Below are 5,211 nucleotides of genomic sequence, written 5' to 3'. Positions count from 1 at the left end.
GTGCTGGGTAACAGAATACGCCTTAGTGGAGGCTTGAGCCGTATGCAGTGAAAGTTGCACGTCCGGTTCTTAGGAGGGCGGTACTTGGTGACAAGTGCCGCCTATCCGACAAAGGTGTGACAGTTGAATACAGTAGCAACCTCTTAATCAACATAATCTTGTGCTTTTATGGCTATGTATTCTTACGAAACAAAGAATTAGAAGCTAATACTGAATTTATGCTGAGCATAAAGAGATCTATTTTTCAGCTGTTACAATTCTTTGTTCACGATTTAGGGTACTGAACGAGAATTCGATACACGAAAACGCTATTTCAAGTGCTAAGCGAGGATTCAACACACGAAAACGCTATTTCATGTGCTGAGCGAGGATTCAACACACGAAAACGCTATTTCATGTGCTAAGCGAGGATTCAACACACGCAAACGCTATTTCATGTGCTGAGCGAGGATTCAGCACAGCAAAACGCGATTTTATGTACACTCGTCGTGACACACAAAATTTGGCCATTTGATTAGAGGTGGATCATTCAGTTCCCGATCATATCTGTTCTTATCGTAATCTGAACTGTTAATTTCGAGTTTAAGCTCCGGTTTATTTCTGTTCAGAGGTTCTACTGACTAGTTTACTAACATATTCAAATTGTATGAGCTTACCTTGCTAGCACTTGCCAGCGGTGTCCTTTCAACAGCGTGTTATATCTTTGATTTAATTCTTTCCCACGCTTCTTCCAATGCACAATCCGACTGAGAATATGGGGAGCCAAAGTTTTCAATTTCAATCCAACTCTCGAGCTGCTCAGGATGAACATAGCCAACAAAATCGTCTAAAAGTAGGGTTGAGCAAACAGTGGCACGAGGTATTAAAGATAAATCCTTATAAGTGCCTGACCAATTTATGTATTCGATCTCAGAAAACCATTTTGGAGCTGTACCTTCTTTTACTAGTAGGTCAGCAATAGAACGAAATTTACTTTCATTAATGGTTGTGAACATGACAACACGTGGAAAAGTATCCTTAGCTGAGCACAAAAAGTCGAATAATCCAGGCCTAGGGAGCTGGCTCATTGCGTTAGAAATGAGTGTTCCTTCAAGATCTAGAGCGAGTACGTGATACATTTAATTCTCCAATAATCTGCTAAACACCATTCAATTTCTTCATCCACCGTCTTGCATATCGAAAGTAAGTGCTTAATTATCGGTGTATTTATTAGAAGAAAAATTCAAAATCATTCAATATCTTTGTTAAAAACTCAATATCCTCGGGAGATTTTCTATAAACATATCTTACTATATTTATGTGGCCAAAATTAGTTGACCACTTCAATTACGCCATTCAGGTCTAAACACCAGCTCAGCTAAGCAATAGAAATAATTAGCGTCGATGGGCTACTAACCGCTTTGGGCTGTATTTTATGCTTTAATACTCCGCACTAAGTAATCATAAATTCCTAACGTATGATGGACTTTTTAGAACATTAAATAAAAAGTGATAAAAAAGGAGAAATCTTTCTTTCCTTTGGTGTTAACGGAGCATTTAATGCGACATACTCCCATTCTATTCTTAGAGTTTTTAATTTTCTTTGGAATTCAGCACTGTTTATCTCCACTGGACAAGTCGATTGAAGATACTCCAGCTGCCTACGCAACTTTCCATAGCGGCCAGCTGTTATTCTATGCTCATTAGCTCTTTCTCCAAATCGACCAAATGTCACAACTCCTGAAAGTGCGGCAGCAAAAGCACTAGCGACCCCAATACTAAACCTAACTTGCTCTGTATTATTGGCTGATTCGTAAAAAATGAATGCTGTAACGCCTGTAGTCAAAAGAATAAGTACGGCCCCCAGAAGCTGATGAACCCGTCCAAGATATTCAGCTTCTTTGTAATGACCTATTTGTGCGTCTCCTAGCTTTTTTAGCCAACTGTCCACAAGAGCCGAGGCTTTCTCAGGATCCATCGGTAACTTTGGATTTGTAATAATATTATTGTCCAGCTTCTCTTGAGTATCATCCCGGTTTAATACAGCTCTAATAACGTTACTTAACATACTTGGTGCGATTCCTAATTTCATAGTAACAATACGATTTTTCAAACTATCTCTGTTGCCATTCACGAACAACTTGTTCCCAATCAACATTTCGTTCAACTACATTCTCATCTGCATCCTTTCTTGTCCAAACATCCCAGAAATCTGGATCATCTGAGTGTGGTTGCTGCTCTTTCGTTAAATTTTTCATTTTTACGAGAACAGGAAGCTCGGATGCCCAACCCATTAATATGGCATGTTGAGACGGCAATGAAGGCAACTCACGAAGTAACCCTCGTAAATTATCTGGTACCATTTTATGTACCTGTTCTTGATCTCTATCGTTACTAATTCTATGCAGGAGGAATGTATTACATTGAGATAAAACCGTGGGCGATAACTCTGAAGGTCGTTGCGAAGAAATCACCATACCAAGACCAAATTTTCTACCTTCACGTGCGATTTTCTCAAATACTTGGCAACAAACAGCTGCAACGTCCTGATTTTCAGAGTCATCACGATAACGTTTAATAAATGTATGGGCTTCTTCAGCTACAAGTACTGTTGGTAGGGATTTATTATTTAGTCGTCTATAACGTTGCAATGACTCAAAGATAATCCTAGAAATCACAGCCGTCACAAGGTGGGTAATTTCATTTGGTACTAAGGAAAGGTCAATAATTGAAACACAGCTGTTCTCATCGCCAGTACCATCATTACCAACATAACTTTCTAACCACTCAGATAAATCAACTCGCTGTTCTGTATCATTAGTAATAGACTTCATTCTTGTGTCTGAGAGCATGGTACGTATGCGTGCTACCAAGTATTCAACATATTGCTCACTGCCATTTTCTTTAGCTAAAGCTTCCAAGTAAGAGACTAAATTATCCCCCTCGAAAGGTACTGGTATATCCTCACTTTTAGGAAGAAGCTCATCCTCATTACCACCAAAGCTATGAAATGATCTTAGTATTCCATTAATAAGGATATTAATTTCGGCAACTGTTGCATTGAAATTTGGATACTGTCCGCTTCTCTGATTACAATAATTTTGAATATCAACAATTAACTGGTCTAAATCTGGATATGGATCAGTCAAATTTGCCTGGTACTCTTCAAGGCTTTTACGCCAAGCATCAATTTTAGATAAAAGATTTTTTGCACCGGGAAAACCATTAAGTGCAGCAGCACCTTTTGACTTCTCTGCTCGCAAGGAAACAAGGACTGTACCGAGATACTTTTTAATCTCTAAATCTAAATTGACATTAAGTTCAAACTCTTCATTTCTCATAGCTCTCAGGGAACGCTTCAACAACGGTAATTGAGCTTTAGGACTTGCTTGCGTGAAAGATGCCCATTCTGCACTGTTCCAAAACCACGACGGTACTTGTAATTGGCTTTCATCATCACCGGCTTCAACCTTGAAAACTCGACCTTTAAATTTCGTAGATGGCCCCAAAGCTCTGGAATACTCACCATTTGGGTCTAACACAATAAATCTGGCATTTGGCTTATTATCTGATTCCATTGCTGCTTCTAATGACCATTGAATCAGGCCTGCAACTGAACAAGACTTACCACTGCCCGTATTTCCAAGCACTGCGATATGACGACCAAACAAGCGATCAGGATCTACAGCAACGTTTGCATTATTCGCAAGAGGGCTTTGTCCGATAATAACTCTTCGATTGTTACCAGACTCAACAATTGATTTAAGTTGAAAATCTGTCGGCAGCAAAATAGCTGAGCCAATAGTAGGAAATGATTCCGATCCTCTTTGGAATTTATATGAATCAATACCCTTCTTTGAGACTCGCTTAAGAGTTCCAACCGGATTTAAACTGATTTTCTTCTGTGGGAAAGGTAAATTCACTAATCCAAAATCTTGAATGTCTCTTTGCTTTGGGTATGGTGAACGCTCAACAGCAAGCCACTCAATTTGACCAACCAAATAACCATTGTCACAAGATACTAATACATAACTATTTACTCTTGGGAAGTTTCTTGGTGTTCCAGCATTTAAGGCTACAGAATCTGGCGAATCGATATCAAGAACGGCTCTGATTTCATTTGGTGAAACAAAATCTACCGTACCTACCCTTAACTGTTCTCCCTGCTCAATAGGTAACGAACTCATTCTTCACCGCCCATTCTGTTTTGAATTGCTACTGGATATAAACCTCTTGATTTCAAAAGTTCAGCCATACGAATAGAGGTACGATCTATTGCTGCCTTTGGAAGGTAGTAATCAACTAATTTTTTGAGATCACCAAAATGGTCACCAAGCAATAAAGATATCTGAGCCTGTCGGCCACTTTCCTTTATAAAACTCATGATTCTTCCAAGTGGGTCACCATATGCAATGATCACGATATGTGTTGAGGGTATTGTTAGCATATCAATGAGAACCCGATTTATATGCTCGTCACCAAAACTATACCCATAGGTTACGAGGGTACTATTTGGCCGGCATGTCGCTGCCGCTAAATCCCTAAATAACTCAACATATGGATATTCCGACGTTTCACGATCTTTGACTGAATTTGGGTAAATCATCAACTGTTGATAGTTAGGTGTGCCAGCACCTTCAACTTGTAAAAATGGCTCAACAGAAGCTGCACCAAAAGGAAGCCCAAAACGTCTAATTGTCCCCTCATTTTCATACCAGTCTAACGAACCATGTAACTTTGTGAAACGTGCTACGCCTTCTAAATATCTAGGCTCCCCACGAATCCCTGGAGGATTGTAATGATAATCAACTTCCAAACGAGATGAACGGAAGACTGGAGCGATACTTCCGACAAAACGATCTACTAGCCTAAGCCCTGCAAGTTCAGCTCCGGTTTCAATTATTCGATCATAATTTGTCGTGAATATATGTAACCGATCTCGCGTTGCTGTCCGACTTGAAAAGCTCATCAAAAAATTAACTAAATAATTAAATGTTTCAGTTTTTAAACCAGATTCTGCATCACGGATTGATTTCTCTCCTCCGCTCACTGAATCTGAAAATGATTTCAAACACCTTGATAATTCTTTTTTTAATTCAATTAATTGATCTATAAAATGTAGAGGTACTGGAGGTACTGGAGGTACTGGAGGTACTGGAGGTACTGGAGGTACTGGAGGTACTGGAGGTACTGGAGGTACTGGAGGTACTGGAGGTACTGGAGGTACTGGAG

Annotated in this window: 4 protein-coding genes; all 4 read right to left on the bottom strand. The window is 39.5% G+C overall.

Annotated elements, in window-relative coordinates; all coding sequences use genetic code 11:
* Positions 1-695: 695 nt before the first annotated feature.
* The 4 genes from L2729_RS21340 to L2729_RS21325 all read right to left on the bottom strand — a co-directional run bounded on the left by L2729_RS21340 (position 696) and on the right by L2729_RS21325 (position 5,050).
* Positions 696-1,118: an NIF family HAD-type phosphatase gene (locus L2729_RS21340; protein WP_248990033.1), complete on the bottom strand. Its 423-nt coding sequence runs from the start codon at positions 1,116-1,118 to the stop codon at positions 696-698.
* Positions 1,119-1,477: 359 nt separating this feature from the next.
* On the bottom strand, positions 1,478-2,092 hold the full coding sequence (locus L2729_RS21335; protein ID WP_248990032.1) for an SLATT domain-containing protein: 615 nt from the start codon (positions 2,090-2,092) through the stop codon (positions 1,478-1,480).
* Position 2,093: 1 nt separating this feature from the next.
* Positions 2,094-4,166: an ATP-binding protein gene (locus tag L2729_RS21330; RefSeq protein ID WP_248990031.1), complete on the bottom strand. Its 2,073-nt coding sequence runs from the start codon at positions 4,164-4,166 to the stop codon at positions 2,094-2,096.
* Positions 4,163-5,050 (bottom strand): SIR2 family protein, encoded by an 888-nt coding sequence (locus tag L2729_RS21325; RefSeq protein WP_248990030.1) that lies wholly within the window; start codon positions 5,048-5,050, stop codon positions 4,163-4,165. The genes L2729_RS21330 and L2729_RS21325 overlap by 4 nt, the downstream gene beginning before the upstream one ends.
* Positions 5,051-5,211: the final 161 nt, after the last annotated feature.

The sequence above is a fragment of the Shewanella gelidimarina genome, from assembly GCF_023283945.1.
Lineage (GTDB): Bacteria > Pseudomonadota > Gammaproteobacteria > Enterobacterales > Shewanellaceae > Shewanella > Shewanella gelidimarina.
The sequence above is the reverse complement of the archived record's forward strand: the minus strand, read 5'-3'. Positions and strand labels throughout refer to the sequence as shown.

Excerpts from the sequence above, each read along its gene's own strand:
- L2729_RS21340 (WP_248990033.1), bottom strand. The coding sequence starts at position 1,118 with ATGTATCACGTACTCGCTCTAGATCTTGAAGGAACACTCATTTCTAAC.
- L2729_RS21330 (WP_248990031.1), bottom strand. The coding sequence starts at position 4,166 with ATGAGTTCGTTACCTATTGAGCAGGGAGAACAGTTAAGGGTAGGTACG.